The 23,694-nt window shown below is 55.9% G+C and carries 21 protein-coding genes; 4 read left to right on the forward strand and 17 right to left on the reverse strand.

Features of this window, described 5'->3' with window-relative positions:
• Positions 1–141: 141 nt before the first annotated feature.
• The 4 genes from hemG to pepQ are packed head-to-tail and all read right to left on the reverse strand — an operon-like array spanning position 142 to position 4,125.
• A complete protein-coding gene (gene hemG / locus P2R09_RS07350; protein WP_275768471.1) occupies positions 142–675 on the reverse strand; it encodes a menaquinone-dependent protoporphyrinogen IX dehydrogenase in 534 nt (177 codons plus the stop codon).
• 17 nt (positions 676–692) lie between these two features.
• On the reverse strand, positions 693–2,144 hold the full coding sequence (gene trkH / locus P2R09_RS07355) for a Trk system potassium transporter TrkH (RefSeq protein WP_078805032.1): 1,452 nt from the start codon (positions 2,142–2,144) through the stop codon (positions 693–695).
• Between the two features lie 32 nt (positions 2,145–2,176).
• Positions 2,177–2,794, reverse strand: coding sequence for an IMPACT family protein (locus P2R09_RS07360; protein WP_008926464.1), 618 nt, complete (start codon positions 2,792–2,794; stop codon positions 2,177–2,179).
• Entirely contained in the window at positions 2,794–4,125 is a 1,332-nt protein-coding gene (pepQ, locus tag P2R09_RS07365) for a Xaa-Pro dipeptidase (RefSeq protein WP_275768476.1), read from the reverse strand. The genes P2R09_RS07360 and pepQ overlap by 1 nt, the downstream gene beginning before the upstream one ends.
• A gap of 187 nt (positions 4,126–4,312) precedes the next feature.
• Here pepQ and fadB point away from each other — a divergent pair, with 187 nt between their 5' ends.
• Entirely contained in the window at positions 4,313–6,496 is a 2,184-nt protein-coding gene (gene fadB, locus P2R09_RS07370; RefSeq protein WP_275768478.1) for a fatty acid oxidation complex subunit alpha FadB, read from the forward strand.
• Positions 6,497–6,506: 10 nt separating this feature from the next.
• Positions 6,507–7,670: an acetyl-CoA C-acyltransferase FadA gene (gene fadA, locus P2R09_RS07375; RefSeq protein WP_110411740.1), complete on the forward strand. Its 1,164-nt coding sequence runs from the start codon at positions 6,507–6,509 to the stop codon at positions 7,668–7,670.
• 80 nt (positions 7,671–7,750) lie between these two features.
• Here fadA and fre read toward each other — a convergent pair whose 3' ends face one another.
• Both fre and ubiD read right to left on the reverse strand, forming a co-directional pair.
• Positions 7,751–8,452, reverse strand: coding sequence for an NAD(P)H-flavin reductase (gene fre / locus P2R09_RS07380; protein ID WP_008926461.1), 702 nt, complete (start codon positions 8,450–8,452; stop codon positions 7,751–7,753).
• Between the two features lie 41 nt (positions 8,453–8,493).
• Positions 8,494–9,978 carry a 4-hydroxy-3-polyprenylbenzoate decarboxylase gene (gene ubiD, locus P2R09_RS07385; RefSeq protein WP_008926460.1) on the reverse strand — a complete coding sequence of 495 codons (1,485 nt, stop codon included), beginning with the start codon at positions 9,976–9,978 and terminating at the stop codon, positions 8,494–8,496.
• 240 nt (positions 9,979–10,218) lie between these two features.
• Here ubiD and rfaH point away from each other — a divergent pair, with 240 nt between their 5' ends.
• A complete protein-coding gene (gene rfaH, locus P2R09_RS07390; protein ID WP_008926459.1) occupies positions 10,219–10,707 on the forward strand; it encodes a transcription/translation regulatory transformer protein RfaH in 489 nt (162 codons plus the stop codon).
• On the opposite strand, the gene tatD is transcribed toward rfaH, so the two are convergent.
• The 10 genes from tatD to udp all read right to left on the reverse strand — a co-directional run bounded on the left by tatD (position 10,704) and on the right by udp (position 20,197).
• Positions 10,704–11,486 carry a 3'-5' ssDNA/RNA exonuclease TatD gene (tatD, locus tag P2R09_RS07395; protein ID WP_039658603.1) on the reverse strand — a complete coding sequence of 261 codons (783 nt, stop codon included), beginning with the start codon at positions 11,484–11,486 and terminating at the stop codon, positions 10,704–10,706. The two genes, rfaH and tatD, sit on opposite strands and share 4 nt — an antisense overlap.
• Before the next feature lie 94 nt (positions 11,487–11,580).
• A complete protein-coding gene (gene tatC / locus P2R09_RS07400) occupies positions 11,581–12,339 on the reverse strand; it encodes a Sec-independent protein translocase subunit TatC (protein WP_008926457.1) in 759 nt (252 codons plus the stop codon).
• Positions 12,339–13,040, reverse strand: a complete 702-nt coding sequence (tatB, locus tag P2R09_RS07405) for a Sec-independent protein translocase protein TatB (protein WP_275768487.1) — start codon at positions 13,038–13,040, stop codon at positions 12,339–12,341. Before tatB ends, tatC begins: the two co-directional genes overlap by 1 nt.
• A gap of 3 nt (positions 13,041–13,043) precedes the next feature.
• Positions 13,044–13,298 (reverse strand): Sec-independent protein translocase subunit TatA, encoded by a 255-nt coding sequence (gene tatA / locus P2R09_RS07410; RefSeq protein WP_275768489.1) that lies wholly within the window; start codon positions 13,296–13,298, stop codon positions 13,044–13,046.
• A 109-nt stretch (positions 13,299–13,407) separates the two neighbouring features.
• Entirely contained in the window at positions 13,408–15,045 is a 1,638-nt protein-coding gene (gene ubiB / locus P2R09_RS07415) for a ubiquinone biosynthesis regulatory protein kinase UbiB (protein ID WP_008926454.1), read from the reverse strand.
• A complete protein-coding gene (locus P2R09_RS07420) occupies positions 15,042–15,647 on the reverse strand; it encodes an SCP2 domain-containing protein (protein WP_275768491.1) in 606 nt (201 codons plus the stop codon). The genes ubiB and P2R09_RS07420 overlap by 4 nt, the downstream gene beginning before the upstream one ends.
• An 11-nt stretch (positions 15,648–15,658) precedes the next feature.
• Positions 15,659–16,417, reverse strand: a complete 759-nt coding sequence (ubiE, locus tag P2R09_RS07425; protein ID WP_008926452.1) for a bifunctional demethylmenaquinone methyltransferase/2-methoxy-6-polyprenyl-1,4-benzoquinol methylase UbiE — start codon at positions 16,415–16,417, stop codon at positions 15,659–15,661.
• Between the two features lie 75 nt (positions 16,418–16,492).
• Complete coding sequence (rmuC, locus tag P2R09_RS07430; protein WP_105100016.1) at positions 16,493–17,992, reverse strand: DNA recombination protein RmuC; 1,500 nt, start codon at positions 17,990–17,992, stop codon at positions 16,493–16,495.
• An 85-nt stretch (positions 17,993–18,077) separates the two neighbouring features.
• Complete coding sequence (locus P2R09_RS07435; protein WP_275768495.1) at positions 18,078–19,346, reverse strand: tetratricopeptide repeat protein; 1,269 nt, start codon at positions 19,344–19,346, stop codon at positions 18,078–18,080.
• Between the two features lie 89 nt (positions 19,347–19,435).
• The gene (gene udp / locus P2R09_RS07440) at positions 19,436–20,197 is read right to left on the reverse strand and encodes a uridine phosphorylase (protein ID WP_008926449.1); all 762 of its coding nucleotides are present in this window, start codon (positions 20,195–20,197) and stop codon (positions 19,436–19,438) included.
• Between the two features lie 304 nt (positions 20,198–20,501).
• On the opposite strand from udp, the gene P2R09_RS07445 reads away from it, so the two are divergent.
• Entirely contained in the window at positions 20,502–21,335 is an 834-nt protein-coding gene (locus P2R09_RS07445) for a dienelactone hydrolase family protein (RefSeq protein ID WP_275768498.1), read from the forward strand.
• A 51-nt stretch (positions 21,336–21,386) separates the two neighbouring features.
• On the opposite strand, the gene metE is transcribed toward P2R09_RS07445, so the two are convergent.
• Complete coding sequence (gene metE, locus P2R09_RS07450; protein WP_275768500.1) at positions 21,387–23,657, reverse strand: 5-methyltetrahydropteroyltriglutamate--homocysteine S-methyltransferase; 2,271 nt, start codon at positions 23,655–23,657, stop codon at positions 21,387–21,389.
• Positions 23,658–23,694 lie beyond the last annotated feature (37 nt).

Raw genomic sequence — 23,694 nt, forward strand, 5'->3', positions numbered from 1 at the left:
TCCTGTGCCTCTCAACCCGCTTCCCGTTGCCGGTGTTCCGTGTCGATGGAGGCGCATTATAGGGAGTTCGCGCGGGCTGACAAGTGTTTATTGCGAAAAGATTACTGTTCGCAGTAATTTTCATCAAATCGCGCTATTTCGCTACGATTTGCCTGGTAACTGTGCAAAATCATTAGCAAAAGTGCGTACCTGCTGCCAGTCCGTGTACTCCACTTCTTTTGTGGAATCAGTCTCACCGCCAGTCATACGCATAATCAACTGAATCATGACGCGATCAAACCAGCGATAGCGCGGATAATAGAGCGCGCCCGCAAACACGGCACAGCAATCAGGTTGCCACGGCGAGCTGGCCAGGAACTTCTGCGTATAAGCATTCGTTTCAGGAGAACGCTTCTCAGGTTTGCGCGCCGTGAGGTTTACCGAAAAGAAACCACTGGTACGCTGCTGCAATGCAGCGAGATGAAGCTTTACGAACTTGTCGACGACCGGCTGGAAATGACCGTAGCGAATAGAGGCGCCAATCAGCACGCGATCATACTGCGCCCAGTCAGGCAGAGCGGCATCCTGAATATCCAGCACATCGCATGGCTGGTGCTGACGGATCACCTCAGCGATAGAAGAGGCAATCTTCTTTGTTTGTCCGTCGCGGGTAGAATAGAGAATCAGCGCTTTCATGTCAGCATCCTTATTAATTATTCACGCCAGAAAGTAGGCGTGAACAGCACCAGCAAGGTAAATACCTCGAGACGCCCGAATAACATGGTGGAGATAAGAATCCATTTCGCCACGTCATTCATTGAAGTGAAGTTATCGGCCACAACCCCCAAACCCGGCCCGAGGTTATTCAGCGTCGCGGCAACAGCAGCAAATGCAGAGAAGTCATCGACACCGGTGGCAATGATCGCCAGCATGCTGACCAGGAACACCAGCGCATAAGCTGAGAAGAATCCCCATACGGCCTCAAGGATACGCTCAGGCAACGCCCGATTCCCCAGCTTAATGGTGTAGACCGCATTCGGGTGAACCAGACGCTTAAGCTCACGGTTACCCTGCTTGCATAACAGCAGGATGCGGATAACCTTCAGGCCACCGCCGGTTGAACCGGCACAGCCGCCAATAAAAGCGGAGCACAACAGCAGCACCGGCAGGAACAAAGGCCAGCGCGAGATGCTGTCGGTCGTGAATCCTGCTGTGGTGGCCATGGAAACGACCTGGAAAAAGGCCTGGTTCAGCGTTTGCCAGCCACTGTCGTAAACATTGTGGAACCAGAGCACCAGCGTGCAGATCAACACCAGCGTCAGCTGAACGCCAATAAACATGCGGAATTCAGGATCGCGCCAGTACACACGCAGATTGCGTCCGCTTAGCATGGCAAAGTGAAGGCCGTAGTTACAGCCTGAGATCAGCAAAAACACCGCCACGATAGTATTGATAGTGCCGCTGTGAAAATAGCCGATGCTGGCATCATGGGTTGAGAAGCCGCCAATCGCGATGGTCGAGAAGCTGTGACCAATAGCATCAAAGGCCGGCATGCCTGCCAGCCACAATGCCAGCGCACAGGCTACCGTCAGCAGTACATAGATAAGCCAGAGTGTTTTCGCTGTTTCGGCAATACGCGGCCGCATTTTATTATCTTTCAGCGGCCCCGGCATTTCAGCGCGATAGAGCTGCATGCCACCGACGCCCAGAATCGGCAATATCGCCACCGCTAATACGATGATCCCCATACCGCCCAGCCACTGCAGCATCTGTCGATAGAAGAGAATGGCTTTAGGCAGCGAGTCCAGCCCCACCAGCGTAGTGGCACCGGTCGTCGTCAGGCCAGAGAAAGATTCAAAGAATGCATCCGTCACGGAAAGATGGGGCTGTTCGGCAAAGATAAAGGGCATGGCCCCTACGCTGCCCAGCACCGTCCAGAACAGCACGACAATCAGAAACCCTTCTCGCGGTTTGAGTTCGGTTTTCTTTTTGCGATTCGGCCACCACAGCAGCGAGCCGATCACCAGCGCCATCATAAAGGTCTGGCTAAACGCCCGCCCCGCGCCATCGCGATAAATTAATGCGACCAGGCCGGGCAAAATCATCGTCACTGAAAAGAGGATCACCAGCAGACCGACTATGCGGGTAATGGCGCGAAAGTGCATTCAGCCGTTCCTTTAAATAATAGAGATGAACATCAGGGTGTGAGCGGGATCAGCGATAACGCGCCCCGACTAAAGTCTGACAGATTTTTTTTGAATCCGTCGATTTGTCCGTAAGGTACAGCCAGCGTCAGCGCAATGCGATCCTGAAACTGACTGTCGGTCACCTTACCGTCAAAACGCTGTACCAGCCGTTCAACATCACTGAGCTGTGGATAGTCACATTGCAGAGTGAACAGCTTCATCGGCACTTTGCGCTGTCGTGGCAGCAGCTTAAGCCCCTGCTGAACGCCACCACCATAGGCTTTCACTAAGCCGCCGGTTCCCAGCATGATGCCGCCGTAGTAGCGCACCACCACGGCAGTAATCTCGCCAATATCCGCGCCCATCAGCTGCGCCAGCATCGGTTTCCCTGCCGTACCCGAAGGTTCACCATCATCAGAGAAGCCGAGCTGTTGAGAATCATTCGGCGCGCCCGCGACCCATGCCCAGCAGTGATGCCGGGCAGCCGGATGCTCGTTTTTGACCTGCTGGACAAAGGCGCGCGCCGCCTCTGCCCCCTCGGTGTGCGCCAGCAGCGTAATGAAGCGACTCTTTTTGATCGTCTCCTCACTGCTGCTCACGGGCACCGCGGGAATATCAAAGGCTTCCATCAGGCCAGATGCAGATCGCGGGTCATGTTCTCAACGCGATGCGCATGGATCACCACGTTATCCTCGATACGAATCCCGCCATAAGGCCGAAGTGCATCGATAGCCTGCCAGTTAAAGTGCTGACTGAAACGGCCTGCACGCAGTGGTGCCAGTAGTGAGTCAATAATATAGAAGCCAGGCTCAATGGTTAATACCATGCCCGGTTGCAGCACGCGGGTGCAGCGAAGATAAGGATATTGAGTAGGCGCGGCCAGATGCGTGCCCTGATCATCCTGCATAAAACCCGCCACGTCATGCACCTGCAGACCCAGTGGATGCCCCAGCCCATGTGGCATAAACGGCCCGGTCAGATCTTCAGCCACCAGCGCTTCTTCGCTGATGCCCTGCACCAGCTCAAACTTCAGCAACATCTTCGCAATACGATGATGCATCTGAAGATGATAATCGGTGTAGCGCACGCCCGCTTTCAGCGTGGCTATCAGCGCCAGCTCTTCCGCATTCATCGCCTCAACCATTCTGGCATAGAGCGAACTGCTCTGCGCCGCATAGCTGCGGGTCAGGTCGGCGGCGTAGCCAAGATACTCAGCGCCCGCATCAATCAAAAAGCTGTGGCGTTTCGCCGGCGGCTGATGATCCAGCCGGGTGTAGTGCAGCACCGCAGCGTGTTCATTCAGCGCAATAATATTGCCGTACGGCACATCAGTGTCGCGATGACCGGTCGCGGTCAGATACGCCTGGTTGATATCGAACTCGCTTAAGCCCGCCGAGAACGCCTCTTTCGCTGCGCGATGACCGGCCACTGCCAGCTTTTGCGCCTGACGCAGACAGGCGAGTTCATAATCTGTTTTGATACTGCGATGGAAATGCAGGAAGTCGATCACCGCTTTAGGATTGATATTGCCGGAGGCGATACCAAGCTGAGCCGCCCGTGCGTTGACCGGGCCGATATAAGCGACATTATCACGCTGTGCAGGCAGCAACTGCGCAATCTCATCCGCACTTTTCAGGCCGATAACCTCAACATCTTTAGTCCAGAAGCTATCCGGCAGGGGTTCAACGTTATGCCAGTAATCCACCGGAGAGTAGAACCACAGTTTCGGTTTGTTCACGCCATCAATCCACAGCCAGCAGTTGGGAACCTGTGTCACCGGCACCCAGGCCTTGAACTGCGGATTCACCTTAAACGGATAGGTGTGGTCATCCAGAAACACCGTCAACAACTCACCGGAATGGATCAACATCGCATCCAGTTTATTGCGTGCCAGCACCTGCTGCGCCCGTTGTTGCAACGTGGCGATGTGCGCGTGATACAAGGTCTTCAGTGAATCCATTGACGTCTCTCCAGTGTCGCGAAATGGCCGCAAGTTTAGCATACCCCTTGCGCAGTTGCTGATGTCGACACTGCTGTGATCTTGTTAGCAAATAAGCAATGAGCAGTTTGCAAATAATTAACATCCCTCCCACACTCACGATCGTCTGGTATGACCAGATCACCTTTCGCGGTTTCAGGAGACGCACATGCTCTACCAAGGCGCTAACCTTACACTTCACTGGCTGGACGATGGCATCGCCGAGCTGGTTTTTGACGCTGCAGGCTCAGTCAACAAGCTTGATACGCAAACTGTCGCCAGTCTGGGCGAGGCAATTGCAGTGCTGGAGCAGCAGCCAGATCTTCGCGGCCTGCTGTTGAGCTCCGCTAAACCTGCTTTTATTGTGGGTGCGGATATCACCGAGTTCCTTTCACTGTTTAATGCACCCACCGAAAAGCTGAGCCAGTGGCTGAGCTACGCCAACAGCATCTTCAATCGTCTGGAAGATTTACCCGTGCCGACCCTGGCCGCCATTGACGGCTATGCGCTGGGCGGCGGATGTGAGTGCGTGCTGGCAACCGATCTGCGTATTGCTACGGCGGACGCCCGCATTGGCCTGCCGGAAACCAAACTTGGCATCATGCCTGGCTTTGGTGGCAGTGTGCGGTTGCCACGCCTGCTGGGTGCCGACAGTGCACTGGAAATTATTGCGGCGGGCAAAGATGTTGATGGCAATGCCGCCCTGAAACTCGGTCTGGTCGATGCCGTGGTCGCTCGTGAAAAACTGCGCGAGGCGGGGATCACCATGCTCAAAGCCGCCGCCACTGATGGCAGCTGGCGCGCGCGCCGGGCACCGAAACTGGCTCCGCTGAAACTCAGCCCGATTGAAGCAGCCATGAGCTTTTCTATTGCGAAAGCGATGGTGCTGCAGACCGCAGGTAAACACTATCCCGCCCCGCTTATGGCAGTGAAAACCATTGAAGCGGCGGCCAGCCTTGGCCGTGACGATGCATTGAAACTTGAAACCGCGGCGTTTGTACCGCTGGCGCAGTCTGATGAAGCTCGCGCCCTGGTCGGCATCTTCCTTAACGACCAGTACGTCAAAGGCCTGGCGAAAAAGCGTGGCAGCGAAAGCGGCGCACCCGCTCAGGCGGCGGTACTGGGCGCAGGCATTATGGGTGGCGGCATCAGCTACCAGTCTGCGTGGAAAGGCGTGCCGGTCAGAATGAAAGATATCAACCCACAGGCGCTAACCCTGGGAATGAACGAAGCCAGTAAGTTACTTAATAAGCTGTTAGAGCGCGGCAAAATCGACGGCAACAAACTCGCCAGTGTGATCGCCACTATCCAGCCCACACTCGATTATGCCGGTTTTAACCAGGCCGATGTGGTGGTGGAAGCCGTGGTTGAGAACCCGCTGATCAAGGCTAAAGTGCTGGCTGAAACCGAACAGCATCTGCGTAAAGACGCGATTCTGGCCTCCAATACCTCGACCATTCCTATCAGCCAGCTGGCGCAGGCGCTGCAACGCCCGGAAAACTTCTGTGGCATGCACTTCTTCAATCCTGTGCCACGTATGCCGCTGGTTGAAGTGGTTCGTGGCGAGAAAACCTGTGAAGCCACGCTGAGTAAAGTGGTGGCCTGGGCCAGCAAAATGGGCAAAACCCCTATCGTGGTGAATGATTGTCCCGGCTTCTTTGTTAACCGGGTGCTGTTCCCCTACTTCGCCGCTTTCAGCCTGCTGCTCCGCGACGGCGCTGATTTCCGCCAGATTGATAAAGTAATGGAAAAACAGTTCGGCTGGCCGATGGGTCCCTCCTGGCTGCTGGATGTGGTAGGCATCGATACCGCACATCACGCGCAAAGCGTTATGGCGGATGGTTTCCCGGATCGTATGAAGCATGACTATCGTGATGCGATCGACCTGCTGTTTGATGCCGGTCGTTTTGGCCAGAAAAATGGCAAAGGTTTCTGGCGCTGGGAAGAGGATAAAAAAGGCAAGCTGAAGAAAGTGCCCGATGCAGAGGTGGACACACTGCTGCAACAGGTCTGTCAGCCCGCGCGGGTCTTCAGTGACGAAGAGATCCTGAACCGCATGATGCTGCCGATGCTGAATGAAGTGGTGCGCTGCCTTGAAGAGAAGATTATCGCCTCACCCGCTGAAGCAGATATGGCGCTGGTATACGGCCTTGGCTTCCCGCCGTTCCGTGGCGGCGCTTTCCGCTATCTCGATACCCTGGGCAACAGCAATGTGGTCGATCAGGCACGCCGCTATAGCGCGCTCGGTGGGCTCTATGCCTTGCCTGCGCTGCTGGTGCAGAAAGCCCATCAGCATGAAAGCTGGTATCCCGCCGCTAAACCGATTGATGAAGCCGCGCTGAAAAGCGCCTGAGGGCAAAAAGATGGAAAATGTGGTGATTGTTGATGCGGTGCGCACGCCAATGGGACGTTCAAAAGGCGGAGCCTTTCGGAACGTGCGCGCTGAAGACCTCTCTGCGCACCTGATGCGCGAAATTCTGAGCCGCAACCCGGCAGTGGATCCGACTTCGCTCGACGATATCGTCTGGGGCTGCGTACAGCAGACGCTGGAACAGGGATTTAATATCGCGCGTAACGCCGCGCTGCTGGCCGAAATCCCGCACTCTGTACCAGCCACTACCGTTAACCGGCTGTGCGGTTCGTCAATGCAGGCGCTGCACGATGCGGCCCGCGCCATTATGGTGGGCGATGCACAGTGCTGCCTGATCGGTGGCGTGGAGCACATGGGGCACGTGCCGATGAATCATGGTGTGGATTTTCATCCCGGCCTGGGACGCACCGTCGCCAAAGCCGCAGGCATGATGGGCTTAACTGCCGAGATGCTGGCACGTATGCATCATATCAGCCGTGAGCAGCAGGATGCGTTTGCCCTGCGTTCGCACCAGCGTGCATGGCAGGCCACCCAGCGCGGCGACTTCGCCACTGAGATTGTCGCCACTTATGGACACGACAGCGACGGCATTCTTAAACGCTATGACTTTGATGAAGTGATCCGCGAGGAGACCAGCGCCGAAGGACTGGCGGCGCTTAAACCCGCCTTCGATCCGGTGAATGGCACCGTCACGGCGGGCACGTCGTCGGCGTTATCAGATGGTGCAGCCGCCATGCTGGTCATGAGTGAATCACGCGCCCGTGAACTGGGGCTGACGCCACGCGCCCGCATCCGCAGTATGGCAGTGGTCGGCTGTGATCCGTCGATTATGGGCTACGGACCGGTACCGGCCAGCAAACTGGCATTGAAACGGGCGGGGCTAAGCGTCAGTGATATCGACGTGTTTGAGCTGAACGAAGCCTTTGCCGCGCAGACGCTGCCCTGCATCAAGGACTTAGGTTTACTGGAGCTGATGGATGACAAGGTGAATCTGAATGGCGGTGCGATTGCTTTAGGCCATCCGCTGGGCTGTTCCGGCGCGCGCATCAGCACCACACTGCTGAATATTATGGAACGACGCGATGCCCGTTTCGGACTCGCCACCATGTGCATCGGACTGGGTCAGGGGATTGCGACCGTATTCGAGCGTCTGTAATACGTTGAGTCTTACTTTGTCAGATTTACCCGCCGTTAACCGGCGGGTTTTTTCTGTCTGCTACAGGCTGCTACCGGGAATCAGATAAAGGCAAACGCATCGCCATACATCTGTGACTCTACGGCGCCACGCTCGGCACAGAAACGATCGCGGGCAATCTTCGCCATCTCAAAGCGTCCGGCGATGTAGATCTCATGCTCGCTCAGCGTGCTGAAGTCCTGCATCACGGCTGTCAGGACCGTGCCTGACCGACCCTGCCAGCCCGCTTCGGGCTGCTCAACGACCGGAATGACCTTCAGGTTCGGGTGCTTGACTGCCAGCGCATCCAGCTCGTCCATATCGTACAGATGCTTGAGCTCACGTCCGCCCCAGTAAATAGCGATATCGCGCTCTGGCTGTTCCGCCAGCGCGGTAAGCAGAATTGAACGGGCATAGGAGAAACCGGTGCCGCCCGCAATCAGAATCAGCGGCTTAGTGCTCTCTTCGCGCAACCAGGCGTCGCCGTGCGGCATATCAACCGTGATCTGGCGATCGTTACGGATGCGATCCATAACGGCCATGGCATAGAGGTTCAGATCGGACGCGCCGATATGCAGCTCAATGATATCTTTTTCCATCGGCGTTGAAGCCAGTGAGAACGGACGCTTGTCGCGCTCATCCATCACTACCATCAGATACTGTCCCGCGCGAAAACTGAATTCCGCTTCAGGGATCAGGCGAACGCGATAGACCGTGTCGGTAATCGCCTCAACTGAAGTTACTTTACAGCTTAACGTTGTCATGCGTTCCCTCTGTCGGGTCGTCTTTATGGTTGTGCTCGCCATCAACGCTGTGGCGGCTGATCAAAAATACCTAGCTCATCCCAGATGGCATCAATACGCGCGGTGACCGCAGGGTCTTTCACAATGGGTGTACCCCATTCGCGCTGCGTTTCACCCGGCCACTTGTTGGTCGCATCCATCCCCATCTTCGATCCCAGCCCGGACACAGGCGAGGCGAAATCGAGATAATCGATCGGGGTATTTTCCACTAATACCGTATCGCGAGCCGGATCCATACGCGTGGTGATCGCCCAGATCACATCGTTCCAGTCACGCGCATTAACGTCATCGTCACACACAATAACAAATTTGGTGTACATGAACTGCCGTAAAAACGACCAGACGCCAAACATGACACGTTTGGCATGCCCTGCGTACTGCTTTTTAATTGTCACAACCGCGAGGCGGTATGAGCAACCTTCTGGCGGCAGATAGAAGTCCACGATCTCCGGGAACTGCTTCACCAGAATCGGCACCAGCACTTCATTCAGCGCCACACCCAGTACCGCAGGTTCATCCGGTGGACGGCCAGTGTAGGTAGAGTGATAGATAGGCTTATGGCGCTGCGTAATATGCGTCACAGTAAACACCGGGAAGCTATCTACTTCATTGTAGTAGCCCGTGTGGTCACCGTAAGGGCCTTCCGGCGCCATATCGCCCGCTTCGATATACCCTTCCAGCACGATTTCAGCGCTGGCAGGCACCTCGAGATTGTTCGAGAGACACTTCACCACTTCTGTTTTATTGCCGCGCAGCAAACCGGCAAACGCATATTCTGAAAGCGTATCAGGCACCGGCGTCACGGCACCAAGAATGGTGGCAGGATCGGCACCCAACGCCACCGACACCGGAAAACGCTCACCCGGATGCGCTTTCGTCCACTCCAGATAATCAAGCGCACCGCCACGGTGCGACAGCCAGCGCATAATCAGACGATTTTTGCCGATCACCTGCTGCCGATAGATACCAAGATTCTGCCGCTCTTTATGGGGGCCGCGCGTCACAGTCAGGCCCCAGGTAATCAGCGGTGCCGCATCACCGGGCCAGCACTTCATCACCGGAATGCGCGTCAGATCAACGTCATCGCCACTGAACACCACCTCCTGACAGGGTGCATTACGCAGCCGTTTGGTCGGCATGTTCAGAACCTGCTTAAACTGCGGCATTTTATCGAACAGATCGCGGAAGCCTTTTGGCGGCTCCGGTTCTTTCAGAAAGGCCAGCAGTTTACCCACTTCACGCAGTGCGCTGACCTCCTCCTGGCCCATGCCCATTGCCACGCGCTTTGGCGTGCCGAACAGATTGCACAGTACCGGCATGTCGTACCCTTTCGGGTTTTCAAACAGCAAGGCGGGACCACCGGCGCGCAGTGTGCGGTCGGCAATTTCGGTCATTTCCAGTTCGGGATCGATCGACTGGGTAATGCGCTTTAGCTCACCGCGCTGTTCGAGCAGCGCGAGAAAGTCTCTTAAATCGTGATATTTCATGCGGCTTTAGCTTTCCGGCCAGAGTGAATCGGCCATTATAGGTCTGATTAAGCGGATATGCTGAGGTTTATAGTGCAGCCTCTTAAGCAGACGTCAATTTTCAGTTACCTTTTCACCTGCCAGCCGGCCTGTTAAGAAAAGTCTCAGTTTATTTTCTTTGCAGGACGCTTTACCCTGCCCCTGCGCTATAACTCTGGCAGCAGGTTTGCTATTCTTAGCGTCCATTCAATGGGAGCAGTTATGGAATCCTGGTACTTACTCTATTGCAAACGTGGACAGCTATTGCGCGCGAAGGAGCATCTGGAGCGGCAGGAAGTGCATTGCCTGAGTCCGATGATCGCTCTGGAAAAGATCGTGCGCGGAAAACGTACCACGGTGAGTGAGCCACTGTTTCCAAATTATCTGTTTATTGAATTCGATCCGGAAGCGATTCACACCACGACCATCAGCAGCACGCGCGGTGTCAGCCACTTTGTGCGCTTCGGCACCACACCTGCGACCGTGCCATCAGCCGTGATTGAAGCGCTGGAGACCGACGTCCCGCAAATCCTGCTTGATCCGGAAACCCCTCAAAGCGGCGATGAAGTGGTTATCACTGAAGGGACCTTTGAGGGGCTGCGCGCTATCTTTGCCGAGCCGGATGGTGAAACACGCTCGATTCTGTTGCTTAATCTGCTGAACAAGCAGGTGATGCGCAGCGTGGATAACAAGCAGTTCCGCAAGCTTTAAGCCAGTCTGAACAACGTCCGCGCATTCTGATCAATGCGGACCGCCAGTTCCTCAGCATTCTCCCCACGCCATGTCGCCACCTGATGCACAATATGCGGTAAAAAGCAGGGTTCGTTCCGGCGTGAAGTCGGGCGCGGGCGCATGTCGCGTGGCAGCAGATACGGCGCATCGGTTTCCAGCAGCAGACGATCGGCCGGAATCAGTGGCAGCAGCTCTCGCAGTTCCAGACCACGACGCTCATCGCACACCCAGCCCGTGATCCCCACGGATAATCCCATGGCCAGACAGCCTTCAAGTTCATCACGCGTGCCGGTAAAGCAGTGAATCACCGCACCCGGCAATTTTGGCAGCCAGGGTTCAAGCACCGCGGCGAAACGTGCATGGGCTTCACGGCAGTGAAGGAACACCGGCATGTTGAGTTCCGCCGCCAGTGCCAGCTGTGCATCAAACGCATACTCCTGCTGCTCATGCGCCGACAGGTTGCGATTAAAATCGAGCCCGCACTCACCGATAGCCACCACTTCCGGTTTTTCAGCCAGTCGACGCAGGGTACTGGCAATGTCCGTGGACCATTCGCTGGCATGATGAGGATGAACGCCCGCGGTAGACCAGCAGAAATCGGGTTGCGCTTCAGCCAGCCGCTGAGCCTGCTGGCTCTCCAGCGCATTAGTGCCGGTAATAAGCATGCCGGTGACGCCCGCATCACGCGCGCGTTTAACCACCTTTTGCCGGTCGGAGGCGAATTGCGTGCTGGTCAGGTTTACACCGATATCAAACATAATTTTTCCCACATTTTATAAACAAAAACCGCCCATCAGGGCGGTTTGGATTGATCGCTTCCCGCCTGTGCGGGTAACGGTAACGCTGTCGGCATCAGGAGTCGATGTTCTCGTCCTCATCCTGTGACCGGCGGCCTTTACCCACGTAGTAACGGGAAAAGAATACGCCGACTTCAAACAGGCAGTACATCGGAATAGCGAGCAAAGTTTGGGAAAAAACATCCGGCGGTGTGAGCAACATCCCGACGACGAAGGCACCCACCAGAATATAAGGACGTTTCTTCTTCAGATCGTCCGGACTGGTGATGCCGGTCCAGCACAGCAGCACAATCGCCACCGGCACTTCAAACGCCACACCAAATGCCATAAACAGCGTCATGACAAAATCGAGGTATTTGGCAATATCTGTCGCAACGGTGACGCCGATCGGCGCGGTTTTGGTGAAAAAACCAAATGCCAGCGGAAAGACCACAAAATAGGCAAACGCTACGCCGAAATAGAACAGGAAGGTGCTGGAAAAGAGCAGTGGCATAACCAGCCTGCGCTCATGCCGGTATAGCGCCGGGGCAACAAATGCCCAGACCTGATAGAGGATCACCGGCACCGCAAGAAACACCGACACAATGATGGTCAGCTTAATCGGGGTGAAAAACGGTGAGGCGACATCAGTCGCGATCATGCTCGATCCAACCGGCATCTGGCTAATCAGAGGTGCCGCGACCAGCTGGTAAATATCATTGGCGAAGAAAACCAGCACCAGAAAAATCGCTAATACTGCGATCATGCAATTCAGTAGTCGCTTACGCAGCTCAATCAGATGACTGATGAGCGGTTGAGTATCTTCAACGGCCATTATCGTTCATCACTTGCAGAAGAGGGTGGAGCGGAATGTCGCGCAGCATTGGCCGGTCTGGCGGCTTCATCCGCAGGCGCCTGTGCCGGTGCGCTGGCCACGGCGGCAGGTGCGGCAGAAGATTGCACAGCCGGCGCGGATGAAACGGCTGACGGAGCCTGTGCCGGGGCAGTGGCAACAACGGAAGGTGCCGCAGCAGGTTGCGCAGCCGTGACAGCGTCTGAAACCGGAGCGGGAGCCTGTGCTGGCGCGCTGGCCTGATGTTCTGCGGTAGCAGGTGTCGCCGAAAGTTCCGCCGTGCCAGACTCAGATGCGTGTCCTGCTTCTGAAGCAGGATGAGACACGGGCCTGTGCTGGGCCGAATGAATGGTGTTTGCCTCGTCTTCCTCTTTTTCAATGTCGATGCTCTGACTGACCGAGCGTTTCATTGAATCCGCCGTTTTACGCAGCTCTTCCATCGACTCTTTCAGCTCAGGTGAGAGCGTGCCGCGGCTCGCTTCTTCCACCTTTTTCAGGCTGTCCTGCAGCTCCTGCAGCTTGAGCTCCTGCGCCAGTTCATGTTGCACATTGGCTGCCAGCGAACGAATCGCCCTGATCCAGCCGACTACGGTTTTCACCGCAACCGGTAAACGTTGCGGGCCGAGTACAATCAGCCCGATAACGAACACCAATACCAGTTCACTAAAACCAATATCGAACACGGTTTACACCTGCTTGTCGTTCTTGGTGTCTTCTTTGGTAGCCGAAGTGTGCTGTTTATCAGCCAGCGTTTTGGCCGCGAAGTCAGCATCCTGCTCTTTCGGTTGATCCTTTTTATCGTCCTCGTCACTCATGGCTTTTTTGAAGCCACGAATCGAAGAACCTAAATCTGAACCCAGATTACGCAATTTATTGGTACCGAACAGAAGTACAACAATGACGGCAATGATTAACAATTGCCAGATACTGATACCGCCCATGAGATAGCCTCTAATATTCTGTGAAAACGATGAGGTAATGCACCACAGAGTGCCCTTTTCAACCGGGCCTGAGCCAGCGACATTACCTTTTTTTAGACGGACGTGACAATCAGTTTGTCTTACGCCAGCCGATTAACCAGGAGACGATTCCCGCCGCCATTAACACCGCCGGGAAGAAGTCCCAGTCCGGTCGGGTGAGCAGTACAGCCGTTCCGCTTAACAGCAACGTTGCACCGACGCCAAACAGGTAGCGCGCCTGATGGTGACGAACGCGCTGTGCGTGCATATCACCCACCAATTTATCGACGCTATGCCGTAGCAGCTTGTGCTGGCGCAGGCTGTCGTAAAACAGCTCGGGCAGCTCGGGTAACTTTTCAGCCCAGAATGGCGCTTTCTCTTTCACCGCACGGATAATGGCTGGCAGACCGACCTGATCCTTAATCCACTCTTCCAGGAACGGCTTGGCTGTCTTCCACAGATCGAGCTGAGGATAGAGCTGACGGCCAATCCCTTCCACATAAAGCAGCGTTTTTTGCAGCAGGACCAGCTGCGGCTGCACTTCCATGTTAAAGCGGCGTGCGGTGTTAAACAGGTTCAGCAGCACATGTCCGAAAGAGATCTCAGCCAGCGGCTTTTCAAAAATCGGTTCGCAGACTGTACGAATCGCAAACTCGAAATCTTCGACATTGGTATCTGGCGGCACCCAGCCGGAGTCTACGTGCAGTTCCGCGACCTTTCGGTAATCACGGTTAAAGAACGCGATAAAGTTTTCCGCCAGATAACGCTTATCTTCTTTGTTCAGTGAACCCACGATACCGCAGTCAATGCCGATATATTGTGGATCTTCCGGATGGTCATAGCTGACAAAGATGTTGCCCGGATGCATATCCGCATGGAAGAAGCTGTCGCGAAAGACCTGGGTGAAGAAGACCTGCACGCCACGTTCAGCCAGCAGCTTCATATTCACGCCATGACGTTCCAGCGTAGCAACGTCAGAAATCGGAATGCCGTAGATACGCTCCATCACCATCATGGTTTCGCTGCAGTAATCTGAATAGACTTCCGGTACGTAGAGCATGCGGCTGTCTTCAAAATTCCGGCGCAGCTGAATGGCGTTGGCCGCTTCACGTAGCAGGTTCAGCTCATCAAGCAGGGTTTTCTCATAATCGCGCACCACCTCGACCGGACGCAGACGGCGCCCATCCGGCAGCAGACGCGGAACCCAGCGGGCCAGGCGATAGATCAGCTTCATGTCCGCTTTGATCACCGGCAAAATATCGGGGCGGATCACTTTGATCACCACTTTCTTGCCGGTCGATTTCAGCGTGGCGGTGTGCACCTGTGCAATGGATGCCGACGCCAGTGGCTTGATATCAAAATCATCAAACCAGGTTTCAATCGGCGCGCCCATTGAGGCTTCAATCTGCGCTTTCGCTTTGACGCCATCGAAGGGCGCTACGCGGTCCTGCAGGATCGCGAGTTGATCGGCGATCAGCGGCGGGAAGAGATCCCGACGGGTCGACAGCATCTGGCCGAACTTGATCCAGACCGGACCCAGTTGCTCCATCGCCATGCGCATACGTGCGCCGATGGGCTCATGCTGATGCAGATTCGGGATCCAGAAAACAGAGCGACGCCACAGGCGAAACAGGAAAGTGAGGCGTGTCTGAGGTATCAGTTCATCAAGGCCATAGGTCAGAAACACCTTCATGATCAGATATAAACGGCGGATCTCTCCAAAACTCATTTTGCCTCCAGCTGCGCCAGACGCGCATCAAGCGCCTCAAGCGAACGTTCCATCGCGTCGACCTCCTCAGAAAACCAGGCTAATTCCAGCGAGCCAGGCGCAACACGCCACTCTTCGGTGATGGCCTGTCCGAGATAATCCTGGCGACGCTGCACTTCACCTGTGAAAAAGCGGAATGCCTGTTGCGAGCGCTGACTGATGCCCTGTGCGGCGATATCGCCTACCCAGGGAGCCAGATATTCTGCCGGGTCCAGCTCAGCCAGATCCATCAGCGCGGAGAACTGCTGCACTACCTGCAGGTCGCCTTCAACCTGCAGGTCACCGCTGCGAATCAGCGGCGTCAGCTGCTGGCGATCGCGCAGCTTCGTCAGCGTTTTCAGCGAGGTGATCACCGTGCAGTCACTGCGATCCTGCCAGTCCGCTAACACGTCCAGTTGCTGTTCACTGAAAACCAGCACCAGCGGATAAGAGAACTCAGTCAGGCGCAGCGTCAGCACTTTGCCATTCAGACGTTGCCGCGCCGGTTTCAGGCCGCGATCGCGATAGAGAATACGGTTCAGTGCCGTTTCCAGGCCCGCGGTAATCAAGGGCATCAGGTTCATTACCATCTCACTCAGAACTTAAATCCACGATGCAGCGCAACAATGCCGCCAGTCATATTGGAGTAAGTGGTATTTTCAAAACCGACATCGTTCATCATCGCTTTCAGGGTCTCCTGATCGGGATGCATGCGGATCGATTCGGCCAGATAGCGATAGCTCTCTGCATCCTGCGCCACCAGCTGTCCGATACGCGGCAGAATGTGGAATGAGTAAGCGTCATACGCCTTGCTCAGCGGATCCAGCACCGGCTTAGAAAACTCCAGCACCAGCAAACGTCCGCCCGGCTTAAGGACACGGAACATCGAGGCCAGCGCTTTCTCTTTTTCCGTGACGTTACGCAGACCAAAGGAGATGGTGATGCAGTCGAAATAGTTATCGGGGAAAGGCAGAGCTTCTGCGTTGGCCTGTACGTAACTCACATTGCCAACCACACCCTGATTGCGCAGCTTTTCGCGGCCCATCTTCAGCATGGAGCTGTTGATATCGGCCAGGACAACCTGACCGGTTTCGCCCACCAGGCGAGAGAATTTTGCGGTCAAATCGCCCGTACCGCCGGCCAGATCTAACACGCGCTGACCGCGCCGCACGCCGCTGCTGTCAATGGTAAAACGCTTCCAGATACGATGGACGCCAAACGACATCAAATCGTTCATCAGGTCATATTTTGCCGCTACGGAGTGAAACACGTCCGCGACTTTGTCAGCTTTTTCGCTTTTGGCGACCGTCTGAAAGCCAAAATGGGTGGTTTCCTGCTGTGATTCATCTGCCATCGGTTTTACCTGCTCCACAAACAATACTTCCCGAAGTGTATCAGAGTCACGGAAGTCAGGCACGCTGCGCCCATACTATTCGTGGAGGCGTCTCACACGCGGCTCACTCTCATCCGCATCCCTGTCGTCATCTGCATCCTCATCCGCCCGGTTTTCCGGCATGGCTCGTTCTGCCAGTTGCGGGTTGATGGGCCGTTTGATCTCCACGCCCAGCGCCCGAAATCCTTCTGTCTGCGCAATCAGGTTGCCGCGCCCCTCTGACAGCTTTTTCATCGCCTCGCGATAGCTGTTTTGCGCCTTATCAAGACTGTGACCAATGCCGGTCATGTCATCGACAAACAGCCGCATCTTGTCATAGAGCCGGGTTGCCCGATCGGCAATACGCTGTGCATTGCGGCTCTGATGCTCATAGCGCCAGAGATTATTAATGGTTCGCAACGCCACCAGCAGTGTGGTGGGGCTGACCAGCATGATGTTCTGCTGCAGTGCCTCGCCAATCAGCTCAGGCTGGCGATCAATGGCCAGCAAAAAGGCGGGCTCAACCGGGATAAACATCAACACATAATCCAGCGATCGTAAACCGGGCAACTGTTGATAATCTTTTCGGCCCAGCAGGCGGATGTGCGCCCGCATAGCAGCGACATGCTCCTGAATCGCCTGCTCACGTTCAATTTCATCTTCTGCATTGAAGTAGCGCTCATAAGCCACCAGCGTCATCTTGGCATCCACGACGACATCTTTGCCCTGCGGCAGACGCACTATTACATCCGGCTGCATCCTGCCCTGTTGTTCTGACTGAATGCTCACCTGGGTTTCATATTCATAACCTTCACGCAGTCCGGAGGCTTCCAGCACGCGGCCCAATACGACTTCACCCCAGTTACCCTGAATTTTGTTGTCGCCCTTCAGCGCTTTGGTCAGGTTTAATGCCTCCTGCGCCATCTGCGCATTCAGCTGCTGTAACTGCCGGATTTCATGGGTCAGGGTGTGGCGTTCACGCGCCTCTGCACCAAAGCTCTCATGAACCTGACGACGAAAGCCATCAAGCTGCTCACGCAGCGGGCCAATCAGCCCATCCAGACTCTGGCGGTTTTGTTCATCGACGCGACGGCCGCTGTTTTCGAAAATACGGTTGGCGAGGTTTTCAAACTGGGCGCTGAGGCGTTGTTCGCTGTTGGTCAGCAGGCGCTGTTTCTCTTCAGCCGCGAAGCGGGTCTCTTCCAGGCGGATGGTCACTTCGCGCAACTCCGCTTCCTGCGCGCTGTTAACCTCCAGCTGATTACGCAGTTCACGATTGAGCTGTTCGCTTTCATTGCGCCAGTAATCAAGCTGTTGCAGTCGCTCATTGGCACCGCTTAGTGCGCCGTGAAGCTGACGCAGTTCCTGCTCACGCTGCTGTGTCTGCTGCTGAAGCTGTTCGATTTGCTGCTGCTGGCGCTGTTGCGCCTCTTCCTGCAGACGACGCTCGGTCTGGAAACTGGCGACCTGATGACCGGCACGTAACTGTGCCAGCATCCAGCCAATCCCTAACCCGGCAAGCGCCAGACAGGCGCTGATGATGATGTGCTGATCCATGATTTCCCCGCGACTCAGGCTGCTGAGGGAAAAGGTAGAGTCGCACTGTATGAATGTCCAGACAATTTTAGCCAGACTCAGCGACTTACAGAGCCGCCACCGTCAGCTTTCCAGCCTGCCACGCATCAATCAGGAAAAACGGCATCGGCAGCTGCCATTCACCGTTTTTGACCTGCGCCAGATAGTGCCAGGTTGTCTCGCCGGAGGTGATCGCGACGCGCTGTCGGCTACCGTCAGCGGCGCTGGTTTTACCAGTCATACTGGCAAATCCCGTATTGCTACCAACGTGAAAATGCGGCGTATTCCAGCGCACAGGCGCATGGTCAGGCCACGGCTGGGCCTGATGGAAATGAAACCACTCATCATGGCTCAGGAGGCTTTCGCGCACAGTTGGCCACAGCGCTACCTTGAGGAAATACTGGTCGGTGAAGCGTTCACTGCCCTGATACTGCGCGATGAAATCACGCATCGCCTGTTCCACACCCCGGAAGACGCCGTGACAGCCGCCCCACATCCCTGCCAGCAGCAGTTCGGTATGAGAGAAGTAGTCACGCATATGGTGGAACCAGTAAGGCGACGCCAGCCAGGCATTAACCGCCGCCGCTTCGCGCTCCGAGAGCAACGAGTCGGCATCGCGCACGATAAAGCGCTTCACCGCTGGATCGTCGAGCACCAGAAAACGCCACAGGGTTGGATACAAAGTTTTTTCATGAGACATATCGACCAGCTGGACGTGCGCCTGGTCAAGGCGCTGCCAGACATGCTGCGGCACGCTGTCATCAAGATAGATGCGACAGACCCAGCCGGGATAAAATTCAGGCGCGACTTCAACGTTTTTGATTAAGGTTTCGCAGTAACGTGGCTGATCGCCATACAGGCAGAAAGCAATGACATTTTGCTGCGGCTGACGGAGATCAACAGGCTCAGGTTGCGGAGCGGGAAATGCTATGCGCTGCCCCTGACTGAAACGTGCATCAGAACGCATCAGCGACGCCAGACCGTAACGTGCGACTTCGTCCTTTTTATCCAGCCAGCCACATACTTCGGTCAGGCCATCCAGCCAGGTTTCAGAGGCTGTAGCCTGCACAGCGGGCGGTGACTGATAAATCTTCTGATAGATTTTGTACGCTTTATTGTGCTGACCCAGACGCAGCAGACAAAGGGCATAGTCGCTCAGCACCTGCATCTGGTTGGGCATTGAGTGCCGCACCTCTTCGCAGCACTGGGCTGCCAGCGCATAATCGCCCTGTTGCATGGCGGTACGGAAACGTTCGGCACTGCGTTCCAGTCGGGCACTGAGTGCGGCAGGATTCGCGCCGGGGAGAGGACGTCGGACAGGAATGGTGTTGCGCATAAACACTCTCAGGTTTCACTGACGTTACGCGCCGTTAACGACCGGCAGCAGGTTTTGAGTCTGGACAAAAACCTGCTGCCTGACGCGGCCTACAGCAAGCGACGAGCCGCTTCGACCACAATCTTCACTGCGTCACTTTCTGTCTGTTTCATGGTGACCGCATCCGGGATCTCTTTCTGCGTGCGGTTCACAATCACGCCCGCCACCATGCCGGCTCGCAGACCCTGGCTGGCGCACATGGTTAACAGTGTAGCGGATTCCATCTCATAGTTAAGTACACCCATCTCCTGCCACTCTTTCATCGAACCTTTAAAACGGCTGACGACGCGGCCTGAAACAGTGTCGTAACGCTCCTGGCCCGGATAGAAGGTGTCAGATGAGGCGGTGATACCGATATGGGTCTTCGCGCCACAGGCTTCTGCGGCAGCAACCAGTGCGGTGGTACAGGCAAAATCTGCCACTGCCGGGAACTCCATCGGCGCAAAATGCAGGCTGGCCCCGTCCAGACGAACCGATGCGGTGGTCACCAGTACATCGCCAACATTGATATGTGGCTGGATCGCGCCAGTGGTCCCGACACGCAGGAAGGTGCGCACGCCGAGCTGTGCCAGCTCTTCCACCGCAATCGACGTTGAAGGACCGCCAATACCGGTTGAGCAGACCACGACGGGTTTACCATCAATTTTTGCCAGCCATGAAGTAAATTCACGGTGTGAGGCGAGATGCGTGGCATCTTCCATCAGTCCGGCAATTTTCTTCACACGCTCCGGATCGCCCGGCACAATCGCCAGGGTGGCGCCCTGCAGATCGGCTTTAGTCAGGCCAAGATGGAAAACGTCAGACTGTGTCATTTTTCAGACTCCTGTTAAGGGAAGGTAGCGCGCCACTCTACGCCAGCACGCCCGATAAATATGTGACAGCATTCACTTAAGAAAATGAAAGTTACATTTCCAGCCAGATGAAATGTGATTGATATCACACAATAACATCTTCCTGGTCCCGATAGCCCTTCGCGAGGCTGTGTCCGGGTCAGCGCAATGTTAAAGAGGTGGGTGATTTTATTCGCTGCTGATTCTGTTACCCGACACCTGGCGCATATGCTTTGTCGCCAGGCTATAGTTACGTGATTGCGCAAATGCTTGCACGGAGAGAATAATGAAACCCAGTGATAATATGGCACAAAAACCGGCGACGGGCGGCTTTGCCCCTGCCGTGCAGCCCACCGCCTCTACGACCATCATTACCGAAAGCCCGGCCATTCACGCAGGTGAAACCTCGGTTCCCAGCCAGGGCGAAAACATGCCGGCATTTTTTGCAAAGCCTCACCCAGCGGAAGGCCCGTTACCTGTCGTCCTGGTGGTGCAGGAAATCTTTGGTGTGCATGAACACATCCGGGATATCTGCCGTCGTCTGGCGCTGGAAGGCTATCTGGCGATCGCGCCCGAGCTCTATTTCCGCGAGGGCGATCCTTCTGAATACAATGATATCCCGACGCTATTCAGCGAGCTGGTCAGCAAAGTCCCTGACACTCAGGTGCTGGCTGACCTCGATCATGCCGCTAACTGGGCGGCGCGTAATGGCGGCGATATCCGTCGCATGGGCATCACCGGTTTTTGCTGGGGTGGCCGCATCAGCTGGCTCTACGCCGCGCACAACCCACAGCTGCGCGCCGCGGTTGCCTGGTATGGGCGACTGACCGGTGAGCGCACGCTGAAGCAGCAGAAACATCCTATTGATATTGCGGTCGATTTGAGTGCCCCGGTGTTAGGTTTGTATGGTGGTCAGGATGACGGCATTCCACTGGAGAGCGTCGAGCAGATGCGTCAGGCGCTGCATGCCGCCAATGCAACCGCCGAGATCATCGTCTATCCCGAAGCGGGACATGCGTTTAATGCTGATTACCGTCCGAGCTACCATGCTGAATCAGCGAATGATGGCTGGCAACGCATGCTGGCCTGGTTCAGGCAGTATGGTGTGGCATCAAAATAAATGAAAAAGGGGCGCTTCTGCGCCCCTGATTTTACCCACCGGGCCCCTTTTCTACGCCGTCTGACCACGCAGTTTCTTCGCCGCCGTCACCATATTCGCCAGCGCCTGACGCGTCTCCGTCCAGCCACGCGTCTTAAGACCGCAGTCCGGGTTTACCCACAACCGCGCTTCCGGAATCCGTTTCGCCGCCTTCAGCAACAGTGCTTCTATCCACTCCACGCTGGGAACATTGGGGGAGTGAATATCATAGACGCCGGGCCCGATTTCATTCGGATACTCGAAATCTTCAAACGACTCCAGCAGGTCCATGTCAGAACGCGAAGTTTCGATCGTGATGACATCCGCATCCAGGGCTGCGATGGCGTCCATAATGTCGTTAAACTCGCAGTAACACATATGCGTGTGAATCTGGGTTTCATCCCGCGCCACCGCCGCATTCAGCCGGAACGCTTCAACGGCCCAGTTCAGATAGGTCGCCCACTCAGACTGATGCAGGGGCAGACCTTCACGCAGCGCAGGCTCATCAATCTGAATAATCCCGATGCCCGCCTTCTCCAGATCTTCCACTTCATCACGCAGCGCCAGCGCGATCTGCTTAGCGATGATTTCACGTGACACATCTTCACGCGGGAATGACCAGCAGAGAATCGTCACCGGACCGGTCAGCATCCCTTTTACCGGCTTATCCGTAAGCGACTGGGCATAGCGGGCCCATTCTACGGTGATCGGCTCCGGGCGACTGATATCGCCAATAATGACAGGCGGTTTTACACAGCGAGAACCGTAGCTCTGCACCCAGCCGTTCTGGGTAAAGACAAAGCCGTCCAGATGCTCGCCAAAGTACTCAACCATATCGTTACGTTCTGCTTCACCATGCACCAGCACATCCAGCCCCAGCCGCTCCTGCTCGGTAATCGCCTGTTTAATGTGCTCCGCGATGCCGGTGCGGTAATGGTTGCTATCGAGACGGCCCTGCTTAAAGTCGAGACGCAGGCCGCGAATTTCAGTGGTCTGTGGAAAAGAGCCAATGGTGGTGGTGGGCCAGGCGGGCAGATTGAAACGCTGACGCTGCAGGACGGCACGAACCGGGTAAGCACTCTGCCGCTCACTGTGCTGTGGCGTGATGGCCTCCAGACGCAGCCCCACCGCCGCATTATGCACCCGTCGGGAGTGAGAACGGGCCTGCACCGGCGCGCTCCAGGCGTCCAGCGACGCCGCATCATTGTTGTTCATAGCCTGACTCAGCAGCGAGAGCTCAGCACATTTCTGCAGCGCAAAGGCGAACCAGCTTTTGACTTCGTCATCCAGACGGGTCTCGACACTCAGGTCGATCGGACTGTGCAGCAGTGAGCAGGAAGATCCAATCCACAGCTGCTCACGCTCTCTGGTCAGCGGTTGCAGGCGACTGAACCAGCGGCTCAGATCGGCGCGCCAGACATTACGTCCGTTGATCACGCCCAGCGACAGCAGCCAGCTGGCGGGAAGTTGCTGATTCAGCTGCTCAATATCATCACAGCCATGAACCAGATCGACATGCAGGCCCTGCACCGGCAGCGCACGAATCACATCAATGTTCTGGCCGATGCTGTCAAAATAGGTAGTAAGCAGCAGCTTGCTGTGGCCCTGCAGGGCGTCATACGCCTGCTGAAAGGCGTCGCGCCAGGTCTGCGGCAACTCCAGCGCCAGGGCGGGTTCATCAATCTGTACCCATTCGATGCCGCGCTTTGCCAGTTCCGCCAGCACCTGCTGATAGACCGGCAAAATCGCCGGCAGCAGCGACAGACGTTCAAAGGGTTCACCTTTGACTTTACCCAGCCACAGATACGTCACCGGCCCGAGCAGCACCGGCTTAATGTTATGGCCCAGCGCCAGCGCCTCATCAACCTCGTCCAGCAGCTGAGTCCAGGTCAGTTTAAATGTCTGGCCCTGAGTAAATTCCGGCACGATGTAGTGATAGTTGGTGTTAAACCATTTGGTCATTTCTGCCGCCGCCGCGGGTTCGCCGGTCGGCGCACGCCCGCGCCCCACGCGGAACAGCGTATCCAGATCAACGGTGCCCTCTGTGTTCTGATGACGTGCAGGCACATTGCCCAGCAGCAGGCTAATGGTCAGCACATGATCATACCAGGCGAAATCGCCGACCGGCAGCAGATCGACGCCCGCCTCTTTCTGCTGTTGCCAGTGTCGCGCTCGCAGTTCACGGCCCGTCGCCAGTAGTGCCTGCTGCGTGCTGTCGCCTGCCCAGTAACTCTCCAGTGCTTTTTTCAGTTCACGGCGCAGGCCAATACGGGGAAAGCCGAGGGTATGGTTGAGGATAGTCATGTGCTGTTCTCCAGATAATCTTTCACTTTGGCTAAAA

Source organism: Pantoea sp. Cr_R13 (assembly GCF_029222565.1).
GTDB classification, from domain to species: Bacteria; Pseudomonadota; Gammaproteobacteria; order Enterobacterales; family Enterobacteriaceae; genus Pantoea; species Pantoea eucalypti.

Excerpts from the sequence above, each read along its gene's own strand:
- hemG (WP_275768471.1), bottom strand. The coding sequence starts at position 675 with ATGAAAGCGCTGATTCTCTATTCTACCCGCGACGGACAAACAAAGAAG.
- trkH (WP_078805032.1), bottom strand. The coding sequence starts at position 2,144 with ATGCACTTTCGCGCCATTACCCGCATAGTCGGTCTGCTGGTGATCCTC.
- P2R09_RS07360 (WP_008926464.1), bottom strand. The coding sequence starts at position 2,794 with ATGGAAGCCTTTGATATTCCCGCGGTGCCCGTGAGCAGCAGTGAGGAG.
- pepQ (WP_275768476.1), bottom strand. The coding sequence starts at position 4,125 with ATGGATTCACTGAAGACCTTGTATCACGCGCACATCGCCACGTTGCAA.
- fadB (WP_275768478.1), top strand. The coding sequence starts at position 4,313 with ATGCTCTACCAAGGCGCTAACCTTACACTTCACTGGCTGGACGATGGC.
- fadA (WP_110411740.1), top strand. The coding sequence starts at position 6,507 with ATGGAAAATGTGGTGATTGTTGATGCGGTGCGCACGCCAATGGGACGT.
- fre (WP_008926461.1), bottom strand. The coding sequence starts at position 8,452 with ATGACAACGTTAAGCTGTAAAGTAACTTCAGTTGAGGCGATTACCGAC.
- ubiD (WP_008926460.1), bottom strand. The coding sequence starts at position 9,978 with ATGAAATATCACGATTTAAGAGACTTTCTCGCGCTGCTCGAACAGCGC.
- rfaH (WP_008926459.1), top strand. The coding sequence starts at position 10,219 with ATGGAATCCTGGTACTTACTCTATTGCAAACGTGGACAGCTATTGCGC.
- tatD (WP_039658603.1), bottom strand. The coding sequence starts at position 11,486 with ATGTTTGATATCGGTGTAAACCTGACCAGCACGCAATTCGCCTCCGAC.
- tatC (WP_008926457.1), bottom strand. The coding sequence starts at position 12,339 with ATGGCCGTTGAAGATACTCAACCGCTCATCAGTCATCTGATTGAGCTG.
- tatA (WP_275768489.1), bottom strand. The coding sequence starts at position 13,298 with ATGGGCGGTATCAGTATCTGGCAATTGTTAATCATTGCCGTCATTGTT.
- ubiB (WP_008926454.1), bottom strand. The coding sequence starts at position 15,045 with ATGAGTTTTGGAGAGATCCGCCGTTTATATCTGATCATGAAGGTGTTT.
- P2R09_RS07420 (WP_275768491.1), bottom strand. The coding sequence starts at position 15,647 with ATGAACCTGATGCCCTTGATTACCGCGGGCCTGGAAACGGCACTGAAC.
- ubiE (WP_008926452.1), bottom strand. The coding sequence starts at position 16,417 with ATGGCAGATGAATCACAGCAGGAAACCACCCATTTTGGCTTTCAGACG.
- rmuC (WP_105100016.1), bottom strand. The coding sequence starts at position 17,992 with ATGGATCAGCACATCATCATCAGCGCCTGTCTGGCGCTTGCCGGGTTA.
- P2R09_RS07435 (WP_275768495.1), bottom strand. The coding sequence starts at position 19,346 with ATGCGCAACACCATTCCTGTCCGACGTCCTCTCCCCGGCGCGAATCCT.
- udp (WP_008926449.1), bottom strand. The coding sequence starts at position 20,197 with ATGACACAGTCTGACGTTTTCCATCTTGGCCTGACTAAAGCCGATCTG.
- P2R09_RS07445 (WP_275768498.1), top strand. The coding sequence starts at position 20,502 with ATGAAACCCAGTGATAATATGGCACAAAAACCGGCGACGGGCGGCTTT.
- metE (WP_275768500.1), bottom strand. The coding sequence starts at position 23,657 with ATGACTATCCTCAACCATACCCTCGGCTTTCCCCGTATTGGCCTGCGC.